The organism is Streptomyces sp. NPDC059010 (assembly GCF_042740355.1).
GTDB lineage: Bacteria > Actinomycetota > Actinomycetes > Streptomycetales > Streptomycetaceae > Streptomyces.
Genome location: NZ_JBHYJA010000039.1, coordinates 1 through 21,269 on the forward strand (window position 1 = coordinate 1; position 21,269 = coordinate 21,269).

21 protein-coding genes are annotated in these 21,269 nt (G+C 70.9%); 14 read left to right on the forward strand and 7 right to left on the reverse strand.

Features of this window, described 5'->3' with window-relative positions; translation table 11 throughout:
• Nucleotides 1–133: 133 nt before the first annotated feature.
• Together ACFWYS_RS33610 and leuA are read right to left on the reverse strand one after the other, a co-directional pair.
• Nucleotides 134–832, reverse strand: a complete 699-nt coding sequence (locus ACFWYS_RS33610) for a TerB family tellurite resistance protein (RefSeq protein WP_384776908.1) — start codon at nt 830–832, stop codon at nt 134–136.
• 272 nt (nt 833–1,104) lie between these two features.
• Complete coding sequence (leuA, locus tag ACFWYS_RS33615; RefSeq protein ID WP_384776910.1) at nt 1,105–2,826, reverse strand: 2-isopropylmalate synthase; 1,722 nt, start codon at nt 2,824–2,826, stop codon at nt 1,105–1,107.
• Nucleotides 2,827–3,145: 319 nt separating this feature from the next.
• On the opposite strand from leuA, the gene ACFWYS_RS33620 reads away from it, so the two are divergent.
• Genes ACFWYS_RS33620 through ACFWYS_RS33635 form a run of 4 tightly spaced genes read left to right on the forward strand, consistent with a single transcriptional unit; the run spans nt 3,146 to nt 7,123 of the window.
• Complete coding sequence (locus tag ACFWYS_RS33620; RefSeq protein WP_384776912.1) at nt 3,146–4,216, forward strand: M4 family metallopeptidase; 1,071 nt, start codon at nt 3,146–3,148, stop codon at nt 4,214–4,216.
• Between the two features lie 21 nt (nt 4,217–4,237).
• Nucleotides 4,238–4,504, forward strand: a complete 267-nt coding sequence (locus ACFWYS_RS33625) for a protealysin inhibitor emfourin (protein WP_384776914.1) — start codon at nt 4,238–4,240, stop codon at nt 4,502–4,504.
• A 46-nt stretch (nt 4,505–4,550) separates the two neighbouring features.
• Nucleotides 4,551–5,885, forward strand: coding sequence for a GH1 family beta-glucosidase (locus ACFWYS_RS33630; protein WP_384776916.1), 1,335 nt, complete (start codon nt 4,551–4,553; stop codon nt 5,883–5,885).
• Nucleotides 5,882–7,123 (forward strand): MFS transporter, encoded by a 1,242-nt coding sequence (locus ACFWYS_RS33635; protein WP_384776918.1) that lies wholly within the window; start codon nt 5,882–5,884, stop codon nt 7,121–7,123. The genes ACFWYS_RS33630 and ACFWYS_RS33635 overlap by 4 nt, the downstream gene beginning before the upstream one ends.
• Before the next feature lie 106 nt (nt 7,124–7,229).
• Here the strand turns inward: ACFWYS_RS33635 and ACFWYS_RS33640 are convergent, their stop codons facing one another.
• Complete coding sequence (locus tag ACFWYS_RS33640; RefSeq protein ID WP_384776920.1) at nt 7,230–8,084, reverse strand: NAD-dependent epimerase/dehydratase family protein; 855 nt, start codon at nt 8,082–8,084, stop codon at nt 7,230–7,232.
• Between the two features lie 119 nt (nt 8,085–8,203).
• On the opposite strand from ACFWYS_RS33640, the gene ACFWYS_RS33645 reads away from it, so the two are divergent.
• Nucleotides 8,204–9,052: a helix-turn-helix transcriptional regulator gene (locus ACFWYS_RS33645; RefSeq protein ID WP_384776922.1), complete on the forward strand. Its 849-nt coding sequence runs from the start codon at nt 8,204–8,206 to the stop codon at nt 9,050–9,052.
• A 202-nt stretch (nt 9,053–9,254) separates the two neighbouring features.
• The gene (locus ACFWYS_RS33650; RefSeq protein WP_384776924.1) at nt 9,255–9,731 is read left to right on the forward strand and encodes a hypothetical protein; all 477 of its coding nucleotides are present in this window, start codon (nt 9,255–9,257) and stop codon (nt 9,729–9,731) included.
• Nucleotides 9,732–9,791: 60 nt separating this feature from the next.
• Here ACFWYS_RS33650 and ACFWYS_RS33655 read toward each other — a convergent pair whose 3' ends face one another.
• Both ACFWYS_RS33655 and ACFWYS_RS33660 read right to left on the reverse strand, forming a co-directional pair.
• Nucleotides 9,792–10,130 carry a P-II family nitrogen regulator gene (locus ACFWYS_RS33655; protein ID WP_384776926.1) on the reverse strand — a complete coding sequence of 113 codons (339 nt, stop codon included), beginning with the start codon at nt 10,128–10,130 and terminating at the stop codon, nt 9,792–9,794.
• Entirely contained in the window at nt 10,127–11,446 is a 1,320-nt protein-coding gene (locus ACFWYS_RS33660) for an ammonium transporter (RefSeq protein ID WP_384776928.1), read from the reverse strand. The genes ACFWYS_RS33655 and ACFWYS_RS33660 overlap by 4 nt, the downstream gene beginning before the upstream one ends.
• 165 nt (nt 11,447–11,611) lie before the next feature.
• Between ACFWYS_RS33660 and era the strand changes: the two genes are divergently transcribed.
• Complete coding sequence (era, locus tag ACFWYS_RS33665; RefSeq protein WP_272113118.1) at nt 11,612–12,574, forward strand: GTPase Era; 963 nt, start codon at nt 11,612–11,614, stop codon at nt 12,572–12,574.
• Between the two features lie 31 nt (nt 12,575–12,605).
• Here the strand turns inward: era and ACFWYS_RS33670 are convergent, their stop codons facing one another.
• Entirely contained in the window at nt 12,606–13,925 is a 1,320-nt protein-coding gene (locus ACFWYS_RS33670; protein ID WP_384776930.1) for an MFS transporter, read from the reverse strand.
• A 57-nt stretch (nt 13,926–13,982) separates the two neighbouring features.
• Between ACFWYS_RS33670 and ACFWYS_RS33675 the strand changes: the two genes are divergently transcribed.
• The 5 genes from ACFWYS_RS33675 (at nt 13,983) to ACFWYS_RS33695 (ending at nt 18,404) form a co-directional block, all read left to right on the forward strand.
• Entirely contained in the window at nt 13,983–14,963 is a 981-nt protein-coding gene (locus tag ACFWYS_RS33675; protein ID WP_384776932.1) for an ArsR family transcriptional regulator, read from the forward strand.
• A 189-nt stretch (nt 14,964–15,152) separates the two neighbouring features.
• The gene (locus ACFWYS_RS33680) at nt 15,153–16,220 is read left to right on the forward strand and encodes a PhoH family protein (RefSeq protein WP_384776934.1); all 1,068 of its coding nucleotides are present in this window, start codon (nt 15,153–15,155) and stop codon (nt 16,218–16,220) included.
• Nucleotides 16,221–16,235: 15 nt separating this feature from the next.
• Nucleotides 16,236–16,733, forward strand: a complete 498-nt coding sequence (ybeY, locus tag ACFWYS_RS33685) for an rRNA maturation RNase YbeY (RefSeq protein WP_384776936.1) — start codon at nt 16,236–16,238, stop codon at nt 16,731–16,733.
• Nucleotides 16,730–18,037, forward strand: a complete 1,308-nt coding sequence (locus ACFWYS_RS33690) for a hemolysin family protein (RefSeq protein ID WP_384776937.1) — start codon at nt 16,730–16,732, stop codon at nt 18,035–18,037. Before ybeY ends, ACFWYS_RS33690 begins: the two co-directional genes overlap by 4 nt.
• Nucleotides 18,038–18,044: 7 nt before the next feature.
• Complete coding sequence (locus ACFWYS_RS33695; protein ID WP_384776939.1) at nt 18,045–18,404, forward strand: MmcQ/YjbR family DNA-binding protein; 360 nt, start codon at nt 18,045–18,047, stop codon at nt 18,402–18,404.
• On the opposite strand, the gene ACFWYS_RS33700 is transcribed toward ACFWYS_RS33695, so the two are convergent.
• Nucleotides 18,366–19,847 (reverse strand): MFS transporter, encoded by a 1,482-nt coding sequence (locus ACFWYS_RS33700; protein ID WP_384776942.1) that lies wholly within the window; start codon nt 19,845–19,847, stop codon nt 18,366–18,368. The genes ACFWYS_RS33695 and ACFWYS_RS33700 overlap by 39 nt on opposite strands.
• A 117-nt stretch (nt 19,848–19,964) precedes the next feature.
• On the opposite strand from ACFWYS_RS33700, the gene ACFWYS_RS33705 reads away from it, so the two are divergent.
• Complete coding sequence (locus ACFWYS_RS33705; protein WP_384776945.1) at nt 19,965–20,834, forward strand: helix-turn-helix transcriptional regulator; 870 nt, start codon at nt 19,965–19,967, stop codon at nt 20,832–20,834.
• Between the two features lie 70 nt (nt 20,835–20,904).
• The gene (locus ACFWYS_RS33710) at nt 20,905–21,258 is read left to right on the forward strand and encodes a cytidine deaminase (protein WP_384776948.1); all 354 of its coding nucleotides are present in this window, start codon (nt 20,905–20,907) and stop codon (nt 21,256–21,258) included.
• Nucleotides 21,259–21,269: the final 11 nt, after the last annotated feature.

Below are 21,269 nucleotides of genomic sequence, written 5' to 3' on the forward strand. Positions count from 1 at the left end.
CTGCGTTTGGGGGTTGGGTGGGGGGTGGTTTTTTGTCTCTCCCCCCCGGGCGCCCCCCCCCCCCCCCGGGGGCCCGTTTTTGGGTCCCTCCGCGCCCCCCGGTCCTGTCTTCGGGGAATCACCCGGCTGATCCCTACGACGGGGTACGCGCCGCCGCGGCCAGCAGCCGGGTCACGTCGTCGGCGCAGATGGTGAGGGCGGCGCCGACCGTCGACAGGGCGTCGCGCTCGGCGGGTGTGTACGGGCCGTCGGCCAGCGCGATCCGGGCGCCCTGCAGCAGGATGGACTCGCGGCCGGCCGGAGCGAGGTGCGGGGCGAGCGGGTCCAGTGCCTCGTGCAGCTCTATGGCCAGCCCGGCACCGCAGGGCTCGGAGAAGACCCGCCCGGTGTCGGCCGCCAGCGCCTCGACGAGGGCGTTCAGCTGTTCCTCCGTACAGTCGTCGAACCCGGCCGCGCGCACTGTGGCCGCCGCGGTCTCCAGCGCCGTACGGGCACAGGTGCCGCCCGCCGCCAGTACCGCCAGGGCGACGGTGTGGACGGCGTCGCGGAGCATCGCGGAGAAGCGGGTGGTGGTCGGGTGGTCGAGGACATCGGTGCCGAAGTGACGCCGGCAGGCCGCGCACTCCACGACGGGGGCGGTCTCACCCCGGGGCAGCACCGGCACCCCGAGCAGGGTGAAACGACGGTGTCCCGTCAACCGCTGGTAGTTACGATCACCCCCGCAGCCGGGGCAGAAGAACTCGCCGTCGCCGACGGCCGACCACGCGATACGGGTGCCCAGGATGCGCGCAAGCCTGGCGGCACGGCCGTCTTGTCCCCGTCCTGGCAGCACGTCGCACCTCCGTAAGGCCGCGGCAACATCGCCGCGCTTGCGTGATGTTAGCCACATCCCGGACGCAGAGTCAGCACCCCGGACGAGACCTTTCCGTGACCTGCACGGATCAATGGCCGAAAACAGCCGGACCCCGCCCACCGAGAAACGGTGAGCGGGGCAACCTCAAGGGGCGCGGGGAACTGCGCGACCAGCCACGACGGCGCCGCAGCCGACCGACGGCATATCGCGGCATTTCCGTGGTCGCGCCCCTCCCCCAGCGGAGAGAACCGTCAGCGAGCAGCCCGGTTGACGGCAGACACGACCGCCTTCAGCGAAGCTCGCGTCGTGTTCGCATCGATCCCGATCCCCCACAGCACCTTGCCGTCGATCGCACACTCGATGTACGACGCGGCCTGCGCGGACGCGCCCTCGCTCATCGTGTGCTCCTGGTAGTCCAGCAGCCGGGCGTCGATGTCGATCTTCGCCAGCGCGTCGAAGAAGGCCGAGATCGGACCGTTGCCGGTACCCGCCAGCACGGTGTCGGCGCCATCGACCGTGGCCTCCACCTTCAGCGTGTCCACACCGTCCGTGTCCGTCGTCGACTGACCGTTCTTGACCTGGATCCGACCCCACGGGTTCTCGGGGTTCGGCAGGTACTCGTCCTGGAAGACCGACCAGATGTCCCCGCCGGTGACCTCGCCGCCCTCGGCGTCCGTCTTCGCCTGGATGATCTTCGAGAACTCGATCTGCATCCGGCGCGGCAGCTCCAGCTTGTGGTCGTTCTTCAGGACGTACGCGATACCGCCCTTGCCGGACTGCGAGTTGACGCGGATGACGGCCTCGTAGGAGCGGCCGACGTCCTTCGGGTCGATCGGCAGGTACGGGACCGCCCACTCGATGTCGTCGACGGTGACGCCCTTCGCCGCCGCGTCGGCCTCCATCGCGTCGAAGCCCTTCTTGATGGCGTCCTGGTGGGAGCCGGAGAAGGACGTGTAGACCAGGTCGCCCACGTACGGGTGGCGCGGGTGGACCTCCATCTGGTTGCAGTACTCCCACGTACGACGGATCTCGTCGATGTCGGAGAAGTCGATCTGCGGGTCGACGCCCTGGGAGAACAGGTTCATGCCCAGGGTGACCAGGTCGACGTTGCCGGTGCGCTCGCCCTGTCCGAACAGACAGCCCTCGACGCGGTCGGCGCCGGCCATCAGCGCCAGCTCGGCGGCGGCGACGGCCGTACCGCGGTCGTTGTGCGGGTGGACGGAGATGCAGACGTGCTCACGGCGCGACAGGTTGCGGCTCATCCACTCGAACCGGTCCGCGTGCGTGGACGGCGTCGAACGCTCCACGGTGGCGGGCAGGTTGAGGATGATCTCGCGGCCCGGACCCGGCTGGTAGACGTCCATCACCGCCTCGCAGACCTCCAGCGCGAAGTCCAGCTCGGTGTCGGTGAAGATCTCCGGGCTGTACTGGTAGCCGAACTCGGTCTCCGGACCCAGCAGCTTCTCGGCGTACTCCATGACCAGCCGCGTGCCGTCGACGGCGATCTGCTTGATGTCGTCCTTGGAGCCGCGGAAGACGACCCGGCGGAAGACCGGCGCGGTGGCGTTGTACAGATGGACGGTCGCCCGCCTGGCGCCCTTCAGGGACTCGACGGTCCGCTCGATCAGGTCCTCGCGGGCCTGGGTCAGTACGGAGATGGTGACGTCGTCCGGGATCGCGCCCGGCTCCTCGATGATCGACCGTACGAAATCGAAGTCCGTCTGCCCGGACGCCGGGAAGCCGACCTCGATCTCCTTGTAGCCCATCTTGACCAGCTGGTCGAACATCCGGCGCTTGCGCTCGGGCGACATCGGGTCGATCAGGGCCTGGTTCCCGTCGCGCAGGTCGGTGGAGAGCCAGCGGGGGGCGACGGTGACGCGGTTGTCCGGCCAGGTGCGGTCCGGGATGTCGACCTGCTCGTAACGGCCGTACTTGTGGATCGGCATGGTGCTGGGCTGCTGGCGGTTCGCCATGTCTGCGGGGCTCCTCAGGATGTCCGGAAGGACGGCCGACGACGCAACGCGAAGCTCCGCGGGGAGGGAGTCGACCTGGACTACAGGCCCTCGCCGCGGCAGCTAAGAAGAAGCAGCCCGAAACGCATGATGCGCAGCATGCTAGCCGAGCCACCCCCCGTGCGGGGCGTCGTATCAGTATGCGGGACCCGAGGGACGAATCGGACAAAAAGTGTGCCATACCACTTCGTCACTGAGCGTGCGGCTCGCTGTCCGTATATTTCACCAATCATGGTTGCGGGTAGTGACAAGGGCATAACCCAGTGCAAGTGTGCCCGGCATGACGACACACGGGGGCTTCGAGCCCGTCTTCTGCACCGTCGTACCGCCACACGTCCTCGACAAGCTGGCCCGGAACGACGACCCCGCACTCTCCGGCCCGGCTCGCCGGACCCTGATGCGCGACAGCGAGCTGCGCGGCAGGCGCCGTGTCACGACCGAGTTCGCCCTCGCGGCCGCCCCGGCGGCGAAGGCACCGGCGGACCAGCCGCTGCGCACCATCTACGACGCCGAGCACCGGACCGCCCTGCCCGGCAGGAAGGTCCGCGGCGAGGGCGACGAGCCCGGCCAGGACGCCACGGTCAACCGCGCCCACTCCGGCCTCGGCGCCACCTTCGACCTCTACCTCAAGGCCTACGCCCGGCACTCCATCGACGGCGACGGCCTGCCGCTGGACGCCACCGTCCACTACGACGAGAACTACAACAACGCCTTCTGGAACGGCGAGCAGATGGTGTTCGGCGACGGTGACGGCGAGATCTTCGTCGACTTCACCATCCCGATCGACGTCATCGGCCACGAGCTCACCCACGGCGTCACCCAGTACACGGCCAACCTCACGTACTACGGCCAGCCGGGCGCGCTGAACGAGTCGATGTCGGATGTCTTCGGCTCGCTCATCAAGCAGTACACGCTCGGCCAGACCGCCGCCGAGGCCGACTGGCTGATCGGCGCCGGCCTGCTCGCGCCCAGCGTCTCCGGCAAGGCCCTGCGCTCCATGAAGGAGCCGGGCAGCGCGTACGACGACGACGTCCTCGGCAAGGACCCGCAGCCCGCGACCATGGACGACTACGTCCGCACCGGCCGCGACAACGGCGGTGTCCACATCAACTCCGGCATCCCGAACCATGCCTTCTACCTGGCCGCGACCGCCCTCGGCGGCCACGCCTGGGAGAAGGCCGGACAGATCTGGTACGACGTCCTGACCGGCGGCGAGCTGTCGGAGCGGGCCATGTTCAGCGACTTCGCCAAGCTGACCCTCAAGGCCGCGCGCGAGCGGTTCAGCGACGGCGGCGAGGAGCTGCGGGCCGTGGAGAAGGCCTGGGAGCAGGTCGGGGTGCGGATCCAGTAAGTACGTACTAGACAGGGACCCATGCGTATTCAGGTACGGCGCACGGGTGGATTCGCGGGCATCGAGCGGCACGCCGAGGTGGACACCTCGGGGCGGCCCGACGCCCAGGAGTGGCAGGCCCTGGCCGAGCGCGCGGTCGCGTCCGGCCGGGGCACGCCTCCGATCGGGGTTCCGGACGGCTTCAGCTACCAGATCACCGTCGACGGCGAGACGGTGTACTGCTCGGATCCCCGGCTCACCGACGAGCAGCGCAAGCTGATCTCCAGGGTGCTGAAGGAAGGAGCGTAACGGGCAGTTCACGCCGGAGCGTTGACTTCTGTTACCGCCGGTACGGATGATCCGGCGCATGGCGATCGATGAGCGCGGTGCGACCAATCCGATACCCCGGTTCCCGGCGGACTTCCTGTGGGGCGTCTCGACCTCGGCCCACCAGATCGAGGGTGCGGCGGACGAGCGCGAGCGGTCCGTGTGGGACGCCTTCACGGCCGAGCCGGGAAAGGTGAAGGACGGCTCCACCGCGGCGGTGGCCTGCGACCACTACCACCGCTACGCCGAGGACGTGGCCCTGCTCGCCGATCTGGGCGTGGACGCGTACCGCTTCTCGATCTCCTGGCCGCGGGTGAACGCGCCGAAGGGCCTCGACTTCTACGACCGTCTGGTGGACGAGCTGTGCGCGGCGGGCGTACGCCCGGTGCCGACCCTCTTCCACTGGGATCTGCCCCTCACGCTGGACTGGCTGGACCGGGACACGGCCGCCCGGTTCGCCGAGTACGTGTCCGTGGTCGCCGAGCGTCTGGGCGACCGCGTCAGCAAGTGGATCACCCTCAACGAACCCGCCGAGCACACCCTCCTGGGCCACGCCCTCGGCACCCACGCCCCCGGCCGCCGGCTCCTCTTCGACGCCCTCCCGGTCGCCCACCACCAGCTGCTGGCCCACGGCCTCGCGGTACGGGCCCTGCGCGCGGCCGGCGCGACGGACATCGGCGTCGCCAACTCGCACGGCCCGACCTGGCCGGCCTCGCGGGAACAGCCGGACCTGGAGGCGGCGGACTTCTACGACCTGCTCCTCAACCGCCTGTTCGCCGACCCACTGCTGCTGGGCCGGTACCCGGACGGCATCGCCGAGTTGATGCCGGGAGACGTCGAGGCGGACCTGAAGGTCATCGGGGAGCCCCTCGACTTCTACGGCATCAACTACTACGCGCCGACCCGCGTGGGCGCCCCGCAGGGCACCGAGATCGAGTTCGGCGGGGTGAGCATGCCGGCCGAACTGCCCTTCTCGGTACGGGAGATCGAGGGCGTACCGACGACGGACTTCGGCTGGCCGGTGGTCCCCGAGGGCCTCACTGAACTGCTCACCGGCTTCCGCGACCGCTACGGCGACCGGCTCCCGCCCGTCGTCATCACCGAGAACGGCTGCTCGTACGAGGGCGTAGACGACCAGCAGCGGATCGCCTACCTGGACGGCCACATCCGCGCCCTGCACAAGGCGGTGGAGGCGGGGGTGGACGTCCGCGGCTACTTCGTCTGGTCGCTGCTCGACAACTTCGAGTGGGCGGAGGGGTACGAGCGCCGGTTCGGGCTCGTCCACGTGGACTACGAGACGCTGACCCGGACGCCCAAGGCGTCGTACGGCTGGCTGCGGGACGTGCTGCGGGCCCAGAGATGACGGCCGACGCCCTCGCCGAGCCCACGGACCGGGTCGGCAAGGGCTGGACGTCGGCGCTCTCGCTGGCCAACGTGGCGATCTGGGTGGGCTGGTACGGCCCGCTGCAGATCCTCCTGGCCCAGCAGGCGGAGGACTTCGCACCCGGCACCGGGATGTCGAAGGAGACGCTGCTGGCGTGGGTGACCGGCGTGGGCGCGGCCGTGTCGCTGGCGGCCAACCCGTTCTTCGGCGCGCTGTCGGACCGCACCACGGCCCGCTGGGGGCGCCGTACGCCGTGGATCGTGGCCGGTGCGGCGGGCGGCGCCCTGTCGCTGCTGCTGCTCGCGGGCGCGGACGGGCTGTGGACGATGGCGCTGGGCTGGTGCCTGGTCCAGCTGACCCTGAACGCGGCCTTCGCGGCGGTCACGGCGGCCGTACCGGACCGGGTGCCGCGGCTCCAACGGGGCGCGGTGGGCGGCTGGTTGGGGGCGGCCCAGATCCTCGGGGCGGTCGCCGGTACGGGTCTGGCGACCGCGACGGGCGGGATCGCGGCGGGGTATGCGGCGTGCGCGGTGTTCGCGATGGCGGGGGTGCTGCCGTACGTACTCCGCTACCGGGATCTCGGGCTGGCGGTCACCGACCGCCCGGCCTGGTCCTGGCGCTCCTTCGCCCGCGGCTTCTGGCTGAGCCCGCGCCGCTATCCGGACTTCGGCTGGGCCTGGCTGACCCGCTTCCTGATCAACCTCAGCAACGCGCTGGTGATCCTCTACCTCCTCTACTACCTGCGGGACCGCCTCCACCACGACGACCCCGAGCAGGGCGTGCTGATCCTGACCGCGGTGGACAGCGTGGCGCTGCTGGCGACGGTCGTGGTGGGCGGCGTCTGGTCGGACCGGGTGGGCCGCCGCAAGCCCTTCGTGAGGTGGTCCGGGGTACTGATGGCGGCGGCCACCGCCCTGCTGGCCGTCTGGCAGACCTGGCCGGGCGCGATCGTCGTGGCGGCACTGCTGGGCGTGGCCCTGGGCGTGTTCATGTCGGTCGACTTCGCCCTGATGACCGACGTCCTGCCGAAGGCGAAGGACCGCGGCAAGGACCTCGGCATCATCAACGTGGCCAACGCCCTGCCCCAGGTCGCGGCCCCGGCCCTGGCCGCCCCGATCGTCACCCATCTGGGCGGGTACCGGGTGCTGTACGCCGTAGCCGCGGTGATCGGGTTGGCGGGGGCGGTGCTGGTGGGACGTATAAGAGGCGTCGACTAGGCCGCCCTCAGGGGCGCGGGGCTGTGTCGATTTGCGGCTACCGCCGCGTGGGCGCGACCAGCCACAACGAACCCGCAGACGCCCGACCACCCCTCGCGGCACTCCGCTAGAGCGCTCCCGCGTCCCTCGCCGCGTAGACCGACGGATACACCGGCCGATACCCCAGCTCCCGACGAATCCGGTCCGTGGAAGTGATCGCCAGCCACGGGTCGGGGTCCGTCCGGCCGTACAGCTCCTCCGGGATCTCGACCCCGTTCAGCTGGTGCAGCTCGACCGCCGTCACGGGCGCGTCATCGGCGATGTTGTAGATCCGCCCCGCGCCCCCCTGCGCATGCAGGATCCGCAGCAACCCCTGGGCGACATCCGCATGATGGCCCATATGCAGCCGCTGGGTCGCCGCCCAGCCCCCCGCCCACATCAGCGACTGGGCAAGATGCGGATCACCCTCGCCGTAGACGAAGGGAAGCCGGCCCACCCGTACCTCCAGGCCCTCCAGCGCGAGCAGCTCCCGCTCGGCCTGTGCCTTGGACTCGGGATAGGCACCCCACATCGCCCCGCCGGGCCGGGTCTCGTCCTCCTCGGTCAGCGGGCGGCCCCGGCCGACGCCGTACACCAGACCCGTGCTGACCTGCACGAAGCGCCGCACCCCGGAGGCCAGCGCGGCCCGGCCCAGCTCCACGGCCGCGTCCCGGTTGACGGCCCACGCCTCCTCGTCGGGCACCCCGCGGAAGGAGGCCGCGACGTTCACCACGGCGTCGACCCCGGCGACCGCCTTGCCGAGCACGTCGGCGTCCCGCAGATCGCCGACCACGACCTCGGCGCCCAGCTCCGCGAACGGCTCGCCCCGCGCCGGGTCCCGCACCAGCACCCGCACCGGCTCCCCCGGCCTGGCCTGCGCCAGCAGCCTCGGTACGAAGCGCCGGCCGACCTGTCCCGTCGTACCCGTCACCAACGTCAGCATGATCTGCTCCTCTCGTCACCGACCACCCTGGGACGGAGCAGGTGCGGGCGGGAGAGACCCGTTGATCAGGGGATCGACAGTCCCTGGATAAGGCAGCCGGGCTGCCGCAGGCTGGAGAGGTGAACCGAGCCGAACTCGCCGACTTCCTGCGCCGTGGCCGTGCCCGGCTGACCCCGTCGGACGTGGGTCTGACGCCGGGCCCCCGGCGTCGCACACCGGGCCTGCGCCGCGAGGAGGTGGCGCAGCTGGCCGGCATGTCGGTCGACTACTACACCCGGCTTGAGCAGTCCCGCGGCCCCCGCCCGTCCCGCCAGATGCTGACGGCCCTGGCCCGCGCGCTGCGTCTGACCGCCGTGGAGCAGGACCATCTGTTCCATCTGGCCGGCGAGGAGCCACCACGGCGCGAGACGGCGTCGGAGCATGTCCGTCCCGGACTGCTGCTGATCCTGGACCGCCTGCACGACACCCCGGCGCAGGTGGTGAACGACTGCGGTGAGGTGCTGGCCCAGAACGCGATGGCCAGGGCCCTGGTGGGCGACGTGATGTCCCGCCCGCGCCGTGAGCGCAACCTGATCCGCCGCTTCTTCCTGGACCCGTCCGCGCGCACGCTCTTCCCGCGGGAGGACCTCGCGGGCCACGCGCGCACCCAGGTGGCGACCCTGCGCGCGGTGGCCGCGGCCCGCCCCGACGACCCGGAGCCGGCCGCGCTGGTCACCGAACTCCGGGCGTCCAGCGAGGAGTTCGCGCGGCTGTGGGACGAGCACGAGGTGTCGCAGCGCGACCGGGCGACGAAGCGCTTCCTGCATCCCGTGGTCGGCCTGCTGGAGCTGGACTGCGAGGTCATGGTCAGCCACGAGCACCACCACCTGCTGGTCGTCCACTCGGCCCGCCCGGGGACGGAGGCCCACGAGCGCCTGCAACTCCTGCGCGTGGTGGGCCTGCAGGACATGTCGCCCAGCGTTCGGTAGTTGACCCATGAGTAGTTGAGGCCGGAAATCACCCTTGCCGACCCGCGCCCCACGCGCATCAATGGAAACGGCGGTTCCGACGGCCCGTCAGATCCCGCTCGTTCCAGCTCAGTTCTTCATGCAGTGTGTCCGCACCCACCTGCCGAACAGTCCCCACCCCCACAGGCAGGAATTCCCCCACCCCCAAAGGGAGCGAACCCCCATGAGACGTACGCGTATCGGAGCAGGTGCGGCGCTGGCCGCCGGGGCCCTCGCGGTCACCGGACTGGCCTTCGCGCCCGCCGCCTTCGCCGTCGCCCCCGGCAGCGCGACGATCACCGCCGACTGCGGCAGCTTCGGCGGTGGCGCGGCCACCCTCACGGCGACCCAGAACGGCACCGCCGCCACGATGACCGTCAACTCCTCCGCGATCACCGCGCCGATCGCGCTGTCGGAGGACTCGATCGCCTCGACGCTCACCCTGGTGAAGGCGAGCGGCGGCACCGTCGCCTTCTCCGGCACGGAGAACCCGGCGATGGCCGCCGGCGACCCCGTCCAGGTCGGCCCGCTCAGCGGCACCGTGGCCTCCGGGGACAGCCTGGAGGCCTTCGGCGGCTCGCTGACGATGACCGTCTTCGGCATCACCATCACGTGTACGGCGACCGGGCCGCAGTCGCCGGGCCCGTTCGTGTTCGACTGAGGCGGCGTGCCACGCACCCGGTGAAGCACTGAGGGAGCGCGGTCCCGGCGCCGCTACTGCTTACAGCGCGTCGGGGCCGCGCTCGCCCGTGCGTACCCGTACGACCGTGTCGACCGGCAGCGCCCAGACCTTGCCGTCGCCGATCTTGCCGGTCTGGGCGGCCTTCACGATGGCGTCGATGACGTCGTCGGCGGCCTCGTCCTCGACGACGACCTCGATGCGGACCTTCGGCACCAGGTCGACCTGGTACTCCGCGCCCCGGTACACCTCGGTGTGGCCGCGCTGACGGCCGTAGCCGCTCGCCTCGGTCACGGTCAGACCGTGCACACCGATCTCCTGGAGGGCGGTCTTGACCTCGTCGAGCCGGTACGGCTTGACGATGGCGGTGATCAGCTTCATGCCTGCTTCTTGACCTTCTGCGCGGCGGGGACGGAGGTGGAGAGGGATGACGTGACCGGGGCGCCGTGCCCCAGGACCCCGTGATCGTAGGCGGTCTCGGCGTGCACCGTAAGGTCCAGGCCGGTGTGCTCCTCGTCCTCGCTCGCCCGGAAGCCCATGGCCCTGTCGATGACCTTGCCGATGCCGTAGGTGACGAGGAAGGCGTACGCCGCCACGGCCACGATCGCCACCAGCTGCTTGCCGAGCTGGGCGAACCCGCCGCCGTGCAGCAGGCCCTCGGCCCCGCCCGTCATGGTGGCCGTCGCGAAGACACCGATCAGCAGGGTGCCGATGACACCGCCGACCAGGTGGACGCCGACGACGTCCAGGGAGTCGTCGTAGTTGAACCTGAACTTCCAGCTCACGGCGTACGAGCAGACGACGCCGGCGGCGAGGCCGATGACGAGCGCGCCGAGCAGGGAGACCGAGCCGCAGGACGGTGTGATGGCGACGAGTCCGGCGACCGCGCCGGAGGCCGCGCCCAGCGTGGTGGGGTGGCCGTCGCGCTTGTGCTCGACGAAGAGCCAGCCGAGCAGGCCGGTGCAGCCGGCGGCGAGGGTGTTGAGGAAGACGGCGGCGGCCAGGCCGTTGGCGCCGAGCGCGGATCCGGCGTTGAAGCCGAACCAGCCGAACCAGAGCAGACCGGCGCCGAGCACGACCATCGGCAGGTTGTGCGGCCGCATCGCGTCCTTCTTGAACCCGAGCCGCGGGCCGAGGACCAGGCACAGGGCGAGGCCGGAGGCACCGGAGGTGATCTCGACGGGGAGACCGCCGGCGAAGTCGAGGGCGCCGAGACGGTCGAGGATCCAGCCGCCGGGGCCCCAGGTCCAGTGGGCGACGGGAACGTATACGAGCAGCGCCCACACCGGCACGAACACGAGCCACGCCCCGAACCTGGCCCGGTCGGCGACGGCACCGCTGACGAGGGCGGCGGTGATGATCGCGAAGGTGAGCTGGAAGGTGGCGAAGAGGAGGGTGGGGACGGTGCCCTGGACGCTGTCCGGCCCGAGCCCGGCCATGCCTGCGTGGTGGAGGCCGCCGATGAGACCGCCGGCGATGTCGTCCCCGAAGGCGAGGGAGTAGCCGCAGGCCAGCCACACGACAGTGACGAGCGCGATGGACACGAAGCTCATCATCAGCATGTTGAGGACGCTCTTCGTGCGGACCATGCCGCCGTAGAACAGGGCCAGGCCCGGGGTCATCAGCAGGACGAGGGCGGTGGCGGCGAGCAGCCAGGCGGTGTCGCCGGTGTCGACGCTTGCGGCGGCGAGGGGCACGGTTGTCTCCAACGGTGTGGGGGCTCGTCAGAGGTTCACGGGTTCGCGTTTCCGGTCGCGTACGGGTGTGTTTCGGTGACGTTTCGTTGCGTGGGGGTTTCCGGAAGCTCACCGGGTGGGGTGCGGTCGGGCGCGTGTGCGGCGGGGCTCTGTGGATCAGGGAGAATGGGCGCCATGAGCGTTCGTACCCAGTCATCCGAGGAGTCGGCCGAGGCCGCCCACCGCGCCGGCTTCGCCTGCTTCGTGGGCCGCCCCAACGCGGGCAAGTCCACGCTCACGAACGCACTGGTCGGGCAGAAGGTGGCGATCACCGCCAACCAGCCGCAGACGACCCGGCACACCGTGCGGGGCATCGTGCACCGGCCGGACGCCCAGCTGATCCTGGTGGACACCCCGGGGCTGCACAAGCCGCGCACCCTGCTCGGCCAGCGGCTCAACGACGTCGTGCGGACGACGTGGGCCGAGGTCGACGTGATCGGTTTCTGTCTGCCGGCGAACGAGAAGCTGGGCCCGGGTGACCGCTTCATCGCGAAGGAACTGGCGTCCATCAAGAAGACGCCGAAGATCGCGATCGTCACCAAGACCGACCTGGTGGACAGCAAGACGCTCGCCGAGCAGCTCATCGCGATCGACCAGCTCGGCAAGGAGCTCGGCTTCGAGTGGGCCGAGATCGTGCCCGTCTCGGCGGTCGGCGACAAGCAGGTGGACCTGCTGGCCGACCTGATCGTCCCGCTGCTGCCGGAGGGTCCGGCCCTCTACCCCGAGGGTGATCTCACCGACGAGCCGGAGCAGGTGATGATCGCGGAGCTGATCCGCGAGGCCGCGCTGGAGGGCGTCCGCGACGAGCTGCCGCACTCCATCGCCGTCGTCGTCGAGGAGATGCTCCCCCGCGAGGACCGCCCCGCCGACAAGCCGCTCCTCGACATCCACGCCTTCGTCTACATCGAGCGCCCCAGCCAGAAGGGCATCATCATCGGCCCCAAGGGCAAGCGCCTGAAGGAGGTCGGCATCAAGTCCCGCAGGCAGATCGAGGCCCTGCTGGGCACACCGGTGTTCCTGGACCTGCACGTCAAGGTCGCGAAGGACTGGCAGCGCGACCCCAAGCAGCTCCGTCGCCTCGGCTTCTGAGGCCGGGGGCTGGGAGGCCGGGGGCCGGGGCCTACGCTCGGTCGCCGCGCCAGTCGGCGTCCCGGCGGGCCCGGCGTACGGCGGGGGCGATCGCCAGGCCGGCTGCGGCGAAGAGCACGCCGAGCACCGCCCAGCCGGTCGTGCCGTGCTGGATCGCGGTGACGGTGACCAGTGCCGGGCCGGCCATCATCCCGGCGGACATGCCGGCGCCGAAGACGCCCTGGTACACGCCGTGGAGGCGGGCGTCGGCGAGCTCGTAGCCGAGGGTCCAGCCGCCCGCCGCCGACAGCACCTCGGCGAGGACCTGCACCACCGCGCCGGCCGTCAGCGCGAGCACCGCCCACACCGGTGACAGCCCCGCCGACAGCGCGTACACCGCACAGGCCGCCCCGAGCAGCAGCCCCGCCCATCCCATCGCCCGTACGGCGCTGGGGACTTGAGAGGCCCGGCGGGCGACGCGCACCTGGAGCACGGCGACCAGGACGCAGTTGACGATCGCGAGCAGGGCCGCCGTCCAGCGCGGCGCCTCGGTGCGCTCCACGATCCACAGCGGCAGGCCTACCTCGGCCAGCGTGTACTGCACGGCCAGCACCGCGTTCAGCACGGTCACCGTCAGATACGGCCGGTCGCGCACCGCACGCCAGCGGTCCACCGGCGTCGCCCCGGCCCGGTCCGCCGTCCGCTCCAGGACGTGCGGCGCGACCGGGAGCCGCCGCACCATCAGCGCGGGCGCCCAGAACGTCACCGCGTTGATCAGGATGACGGTCACATAGGCGCCCCGCGTGTCGAGTTGGAGCACGATCGCGCCGAACCCGCCGCCCACGCCCATCGCCACGTTCGTGACCGTCCGCAGATACGCGCGCGCCTCCACCCGGGTCTTTGCGGGCAGCACATCGGCGTAGATCGCGCCCTGCACCCCGCGACTCGCCATCTGCAGCCCGGTCCCGCAGATCACCGCGGCCAGGAACCCGGCGTACGAGTGCACCAGCGTGTAGGAGGCCGTCGCCACCCCGCAGGCGCCCCACAGCCATGAGCCCACCCGGCGGGCACCCCAGCGGTCGGCGGCCCGCCCGGCCGGCACCCCGGCCGCCACACCGACCAGCCCCGCGACCGTCATCCCGAGCCCGACCGCGGTCGCGTCCAGCCCGACGATCCGGGTGAAGTACAGGACGCCCAGCGGGAAGTAGAGCCCGTTGCCCAGGGCGTTGAGCAGCACCAGCAGACCGGCACGGCGCAGGGTCGGGTCGGCGGGCAGCAGCCGGGGCGGGCGGGCGGAGGGGGCGTCGGGGCGCGGCTCGGTCGTCGTGCCGTCGTCGCGGTGTGACGCCGAGGTGGCGGGTGTTGTGCTCATGCCGACATCTCAACCGGCGCGGAGACGCACCCGACAATGATTTAGCGTGGCGCTCAAATGATCGAGTTCCACTTCGCCATCGGCGACCTGGCCACCACGTCCTTCGCGTACTCCCCGCTGCAGGAGGCGGTGTTCTCGCTGCGCTGCTGGCACGATCCGGCGCGGTTCCCCCACCAGCGGCCCTGGCTGCGGCGGCTGCGCCCGGCCTACGAACGCCAGGACACCGAGCTCCTGGAGGCACTCGTCATGCCCGGCAACTGGATCGCGGACTTCCTCACCCCGCGTCCCGCCCGGGTACGCCCCGCCTTCGCCGACGAGCTGGACCGGGTGCGGGCCACCCCCGCCGACGTGGTGGACGACGGCTTCCGCCGGACCTGCGGCAAGGGCGGACCCCTGCCACGGGTCGTGGCCCGTGGACTGGCGCGCCCCGAGAAGCTGCTGAACCGGGTGACCGCCGCGCTCGACGGCTACTGGCACGACTGTCTGGCTCCGGACTGGTGGCCCAGGGCACAGACCGTGCTGGAGTCCGATCTGTCCCACCACTCGCGCGTGCTCGCGGAACAGGGCTCGGCCGCGCTCTTCAAGGGCCTGGACCCTCGCCTGACCTGGACCGGCGACATCCTGCGGCTGACACCCCCCGTGGGCTCCCACTGGCCGGACGCGGACGTGCGGATCGCAGGCCGCGCCATGGTCCTGATCCCCACCCTGTTCGCCCGGGGCGCCACCACCAACATCGACCCCGCCCTGCCCCCGGTGCTGCACTATCCGGCCCGCGGCCGCGCCACCCTCTCCGAGGAACCGCCCCCGGTCAGCGACCGGGCCCTGGTCCGCCTCCTCGGCCGTCCCCGGGCCCGGCTGCTCCTGCTGCTCGCCGAACCGGCCTCCACGACCGAGCTGGCGCACCGGCTCGGCGTCACCCCGGGCGCCGTCAGCCAGCACCTCGCCGTCCTCTACGACGCCGGTCTGCTCAGCCGCGCCCGCAGCGGCCGGATGGTCCGGTACGCCCGCACCCGTCTCGGCGACGACCTGTGCCGCTGAACACGCGTGGCGCACCGGCCGTGACGGGCGGCGCACCGGCGGTGAACAGCACCGCGCCCACGTGAAAACCTCCCCGGGGAAAAGGCCTACGGCCTTGTCAGTCCCCCGGCGTACCCTGGAAATCACCAGGCCGCCCCTGTGGCGGACGAGTCGTTTCGAGGAGGACGAGCAAGGCCTACGAGCCGGCCCATGACTCAGACACCCACAGCTCATACCCCCGCGCAGGGACAGGCACGAGCGCAGTTCACCGTCCCCGCCCAGCACCCCATGGTGACCGTCCTGGGGTCCGGCGACTCCCTCCTGCGCGTGATCGAGAAGGCCTTCCCGGCGACCGACATCCATGTCCGGGGCAATGAGATAAGCGCGGTCGGTGACAGCCATGAAGTCGCCCTTGTCCAGCGCCTGTTCGACGAGATGATGCTGGTGCTCCGCACCGGGCAACCGATGACGGAGGACGCAGTGGAACGCTCGATCGCCATGCTCAGGGCCAGTGAGAACGGGGAGGGGCCGGAAGAGACCCCGGCCGAGGTGCTCACCCAGAACATCCTCTCCTCCCGCGGCCGCACGATCCGCCCCAAGACCCTCAACCAGAAGCGGTACGTCGACGCGATCGACAAGCACACGATCGTCTTCGGCATCGGCCCCGCCGGTACCGGCAAGACCTATCTCGCCATGGCCAAGGCGGTGCAGGCCCTGCAGTCCAAGCAGGTCAACCGCATCATCCTGACCCGCCCCGCGGTGGAGGCGGGCGAGCGGCTCGGCTTCCTGCCGGGCACGCTCTACGAGAAGATCGACCCGTATCTGCGGCCGCTGTACGACGCGCTGCACGACATGCTCGACCCGGACTCGATCCCCCGGCTGATGGCCGCCGGGACCATCGAGGTCGCGCCGCTCGCGTACATGCGGGGCCGGACGCTGAACGACGCCTTCATCATCCTGGACGAGGCCCAGAACACCAGCCCCGAGCAGATGAAGATGTTCCTCACCCGTCTCGGCTTCGACTCGAAGATAGTCATCACCGGTGACGTGACCCAGGTCGACCTCCCGGACGGCACCAAGTCCGGTCTGCGGCAGGTGCAGGACATCCTGGACGGCGTCGACGACGTCCACTTCTCCCGGCTGTCGTCCCACGATGTCGTCCGGCACAAGCTGGTCGGCCGTATCGTCGACGCGTACGAGTTGTACGACAGCAAGCACGGCACCCAGAACGGCTCGCACAAGAGCCGCGGCGGCAAGGCCGGGCACAAGGGGAAGTAGAGACACAGCGCGACCATGTCGATCGACGTCAACAACGAGTCCGGAACCGAGGTCGACGAGCAGGCGATCCTCGACATCGCCCGCTACGCACTCGCGCGGATGCGCATCCACCCGCTCTCCGAGCTCTCGGTGATCGTCGTGGACGCCGACGCCATGGAGCAGCTCCACATCCAGTGGATGGACCTGCCGGGGCCCACGGATGTCATGTCCTTCCCGATGGACGAGCTGCGGCCGCCGTCCAAGGACGACGACGAGCCTCCGCAGGGGCTCCTCGGTGACATCGTGCTGTGCCCCGAAGTCGCCGCGAAGCAGGGGACCGAGGCGCCCACGCAGCACACCATGGACGAGGAGCTCCAGCTGCTCACCGTCCACGGTGTGCTGCATCTGCTCGGGTACGACCACGAGGAGCCCGACGAGAAGGCCGAGATGTTCGGTCTGCAGGCCGCCATCGTGGACGGCTGGCGTACGGAGAAGGGCCTGACCGGGCCCTCCCCCGCGCCGACCGTGTCATGAGCCTCCCTCTCATCGCCGGGGCGATCGCCCTCGTGGTCGTGGCCTGGCTCGCCGCCTGCGCGGAGGCGGGCCTGGCGCGCGTCTCCAGCTTCCGCGCCGAGGAGGCCGTACGCAGCGGGCGGCGCGGCAGCGAGAAGCTCGCGCTGGTCGCCGCCGACCCGACGCGCTATCTGAACGTGGCGCTGCTGGTGCGCGTGGCCTGCGAGATGGCCGCCGCCGCGCTGGTCACCTACGCCAGCCTGCAGGAGTTCGACAGCACCACCCAGGCCCTGCTGGTCGCGATAGCGGTCATGGTCCTCGTGTCGTACGTCGCCGTCGGTGTCTCCCCGCGCACCATCGGGCGCCAGCATCCGCTGAACACGGCGACCGCGGCGGCGTACGTCCTGTTGCCGCTGGCCCGCGTCATGGGGCCGATCCCGCCGCTGCTGATCCTCATCGGTAACGCGCTGACGCCCGGCAAGGGCTTCCGCCGGGGCCCGTTCGCCTCCGAGGCGGAGCTGCGGGCGATGGTCGACCTCGCCGAGAAGGAGTCGCTGATCGAGGACGAGGAGCGCCGGATGGTGCACTCGATCTTCGAGCTGGGCGACACGCTGGTGCGCGAGGTGATGGTCCCGCGGACCGACCTGGTCGTCATCGAGCGGTACAAGACCATCCGCCAGGCACTCACCCTCGCCCTGCGGTCCGGGTTCTCGCGTATCCCGGTGGTCGGGGAGAGCGAGGACGACGTGGTCGGGATGGTGTATCTCAAGGACCTGACCCGCAAGACGCACATCTCCCGGGACGCGGAGAGCGAGCTGGTGTCGACGGCGATGCGGCCCGCGTTCTTCGTGCCCGACACCAAGAACGCCGGTGATCTGCTGCGCGAGATGCAGAAGGAGCGCAATCACGTCGCCGTCGTGATCGACGAGTACGGCGGCACCGCCGGCATCGTCACCATCGAGGACATCCTTGAGGAGATCGTCGGCGAGATCACCGACGAGTACGACCGTGAACTGCCGCCGGTGGAGGAGCTGGGCGAGGACCGCTACCGGGTCACCGCCCGCCTGGACATCACCGACCTGGGCGAGCTGTACGGCCTCGACGAGTACGACGACGAGGACGTGGAGACCGTCGGCGGACTGCTGGCGAAGGCGCTCGGCCGGGTCCCGATCGCCGGGGCGTCGTCGCAGGTCGTACTGCCCGACGGCCGTGAGCTGCGCCTGACGGCGGAGGCGGCGGCCGGCCGCCGGAACAAGATCGTGACCGTGCTCGTGGAGCCGGTGGGCCCCGCCGAGCTCTCACCGGAGGAGACGAAGCCGGAGTGATCCCCGAGTGACCCCTCAAGAGCTGCGGAACTTCTGTCTGTCCTTCAACTCGGCCGTGGAGGACTTCCCCTTCGCCCCGGAGATCTCGGTCTTCAAGGTGCTGGGCAAGATGTTCGCCCTGAGCTGGATCGACACCCGCCCCCTCAAGGTCAACCTCAAATGCGACCCGGAGGACGCGGTGCGGCTCCGCGACGAGCACGAGGGGCTGATCACTCCCGGCTACCACATGAACAAGCGGCATTGGAACACCGTCACGGTGGACGGCAAGCTCCCGGACCGCCTGGTCCGGGAGCTCATCGAGGACTCGTACGACCTTGTCGTGGCGGGTCTACCGCGAGCCGACCGCCTCCGCCTCGACCGCCCCTGAGCCCGACGCCGGGCGCCGGGTGCGCAGGCCGAGGGCGATCAGGGCCGCTGCGGCCAGCACGATCGCCGCGTTGAGGGCCATGACGGTACGGGTGCCGGAGAGCAGGTCGTCGGCGGTCGTGGCGAGGACGCCGAGCAGGGGGATGCCGACCGTGAGGCCGATCTGCTGGGTCGAGGTGACCAGGCCGGTGGCCAGGCCCTGTTCCTCGTCGGGGACACCGGAGGTGACCGTCAGGCCGTAGGAGATGATCGCGCCCAGGTGGAACATGCTCGCCAGCGAGACGGCGGCCGTGGCGAGCCAGACGGACCAGGTCTGGGCGTCGAGGAACAGCAGGGCCGCGATGAAGGCGCCCTGACCCGTGAGCGAGACCACCAGGGTGCGGCGGGCGCCGAAGCGGCTGATGAACCTCGGGGTGAGCGCGCCCGCGAACACCGACATGACACCCTGGACGCCGAAGACCAGGCCGGTCTGCCAGGCCGCCAGGTTCAGGGTCTCCTGGAAGTACAGGGTGAGCACGAAGATCACCGTCGACATCATCGAGAAGGTGACCAGCCCGCCCAGGTTGCCCCACGCCACCGTGCGGCGGCGCAGCATGGGCAGGGAGACGAGCGGTGCGGCGGTGCGGGACTCGACGATCACGAAGGCGGCCAGGAGCGCGAGGCCCGCGATCAGGGCCGCGATGACATCGGCGCGGGCGAAGCCGTGGTCGGCGGCCGTGGTCAGGGCGTAGATCAGAGACAGCAGACCGCCGGTGACGGTGATCGCGCCCGGGACGTCGAGCTGCGGGCGGTCGGGGGTGCGGGACTCGGGCAGCAGGCCGGGCGCGAGCGGCAGCACGATCAGCGCGAAGACCGCGAGCAGGCCCATGGTGGAGCGCCAGCCGAACGTGTCGGTCAGGACGCCGCCCGCGACCATGCCGATGGTGAAGCCGAGGGACATCAGCGTGCCGGAGATACCGAGGGCGCGGTCCCGGGCGGGTCCCTCGGCGAAGGTGGTCGTCAGCAGCGACATGCCCGTCGGGACGATGACCGCCGCGCCGAGGCCCTGCAGCGCGCGTCCGGCGAGGAACGACGCCGGGTCCCAGGCGAACGTCGCCAGCACCGAGGCGGCGGCGAACAGGGCGAGGCCGGTGAGGAACAGCTTGCGGCGGCCGTAGAGGTCGCCGATGCGGCCGAAGAGGAGCAGGAAGCCGCCGGAGGGCAGCGCGAACGCCGTGACCGCCCACTGCAGCGCCGATGTGCTCATGCCGAGGTCGGCGCCGAGGACGGGGAGGGCGACGTTCAGGACGGAGAAGTCGAGCGCGACCATGAACTGGGCGGCGCACAGGACGAACAGGACGAGTTTGTCGCGCGTCGACAGCCGGGGGGTCGTCCGGGGGGTGTCGAGCGGTGGGTCGGGGGTCGTGGTGGGACTGGTGGTGGGACTGATGGAGTCGATCGCCATGGGTAAGAGACTGCTGGCGTCGGAATAGCCGTGGGGAGCGGGAAGTTGTGCTGGTGGTGGCACCACCAGGCAAGTGGCGTCGCCGGCCAACGGGATGAGGGGGATCCGTCCGTGTCCATGGACACGCTGAAGAGTCATCGGCGGCGCGAGCTGCGCGAGTTCCTGATGAGCAGGCGGGCCCGGGTGTCCCCGGGCGAGGCGGGGCTGCCGGACGGTGGCGCGCGGCGCCGTACGCCGGGGCTGCGGCGCGAGGAGGTCGCCGTGCTCGCCGGAGTGGGTGCCTCCTGGTACCAGTGGCTGGAGCAGGGGCGGGAGATCTCCGTGTCGCCGCAGGTGCTGGACTCGGTGGGCCGGGTGCTGCGGCTGAGCAACGCCGAGCGGCGGCATCTGTATCTGCTGGCCGGGCTGAATCCGCCGATGGCCGAAGTGGCGCCCGAGAAGGAGCACATGTGCGACGGGCTGCGGCGGCTGATCGACGCGTGGATGCCGTATCCGGCGCACATCATGGACCGGTACTACAACGGCGTGATGTACAACGACGCGGCCGCGACGGTGCTCGGTATGCGGGCCGGCAAGCGGTGGAACTGTCTGATCGAGTTCTTCACCGATCCGCTGTACCGGGCGCGGGCCAAGAACTGGGACGAGAACGCCGGTACGGTCGTCGCGCAGTTCCGCGCGCTGTGCTCGGCCTCCCCCGACGACGAGGGGTTCCAGGCGGTGCTGGCCGAGGCGAAGGCGTCCAGTGCGGAGTTCGTCGAGCTGTGGCAGCGGCGGGACATCGAGGACGCCGGGCAGATCCGCAAGGAGCTGGACCATCCGCTGGTCGGGCTGCTGTGCCTGGAGTCGAGCGTGATGCAGATGCCGGTGCGGCCGGATCTGTCGATCGTGCTGCACACGCCGCTGGACGAGGCGAACACCGCGGCGAAACTGGAGTGGCTGGCCTCGCCGGAGGGCCGGCGCGGGGCGATGTACCCCGTGGCCGGGTAGGGCGGGCGGCGCCAGGGCCGTCGTTCGGGGCGGCATGATCCGGACGGCGGGCCCTACGTATGCTCAGCCCATGACCGACAACAGCGCGCTCGACCCCGAGGACCGCAAGATCGTCACCCTGGCCCGTTCCGCCCGGGCTCGCAACGGTGTGCCCGAGGGGGCGGCCGTACGGGACGAGACCGGCCGGACGTATGTCGCCGGGACCGTCGCGCTGGACTCCCTGAAGCTGAGCGCGCTGCAGACGGCCGTGGCGATGGCGGTGGCCTCGGGGGCCAGGTCGCTGGAGGCGGCGGCGGTCGTGACGGAGGCGGCGGAGGCGGCGCCCGAGGACCGGGCCGCGGTGCGGGACCTCGGCGGGCCTGAGACGCCGGTGCTGGTGGCGGGGCCGGACGGCGCGGTGCGTACGACGGTTACGGCGGGCTGAGGTTCGGTCGC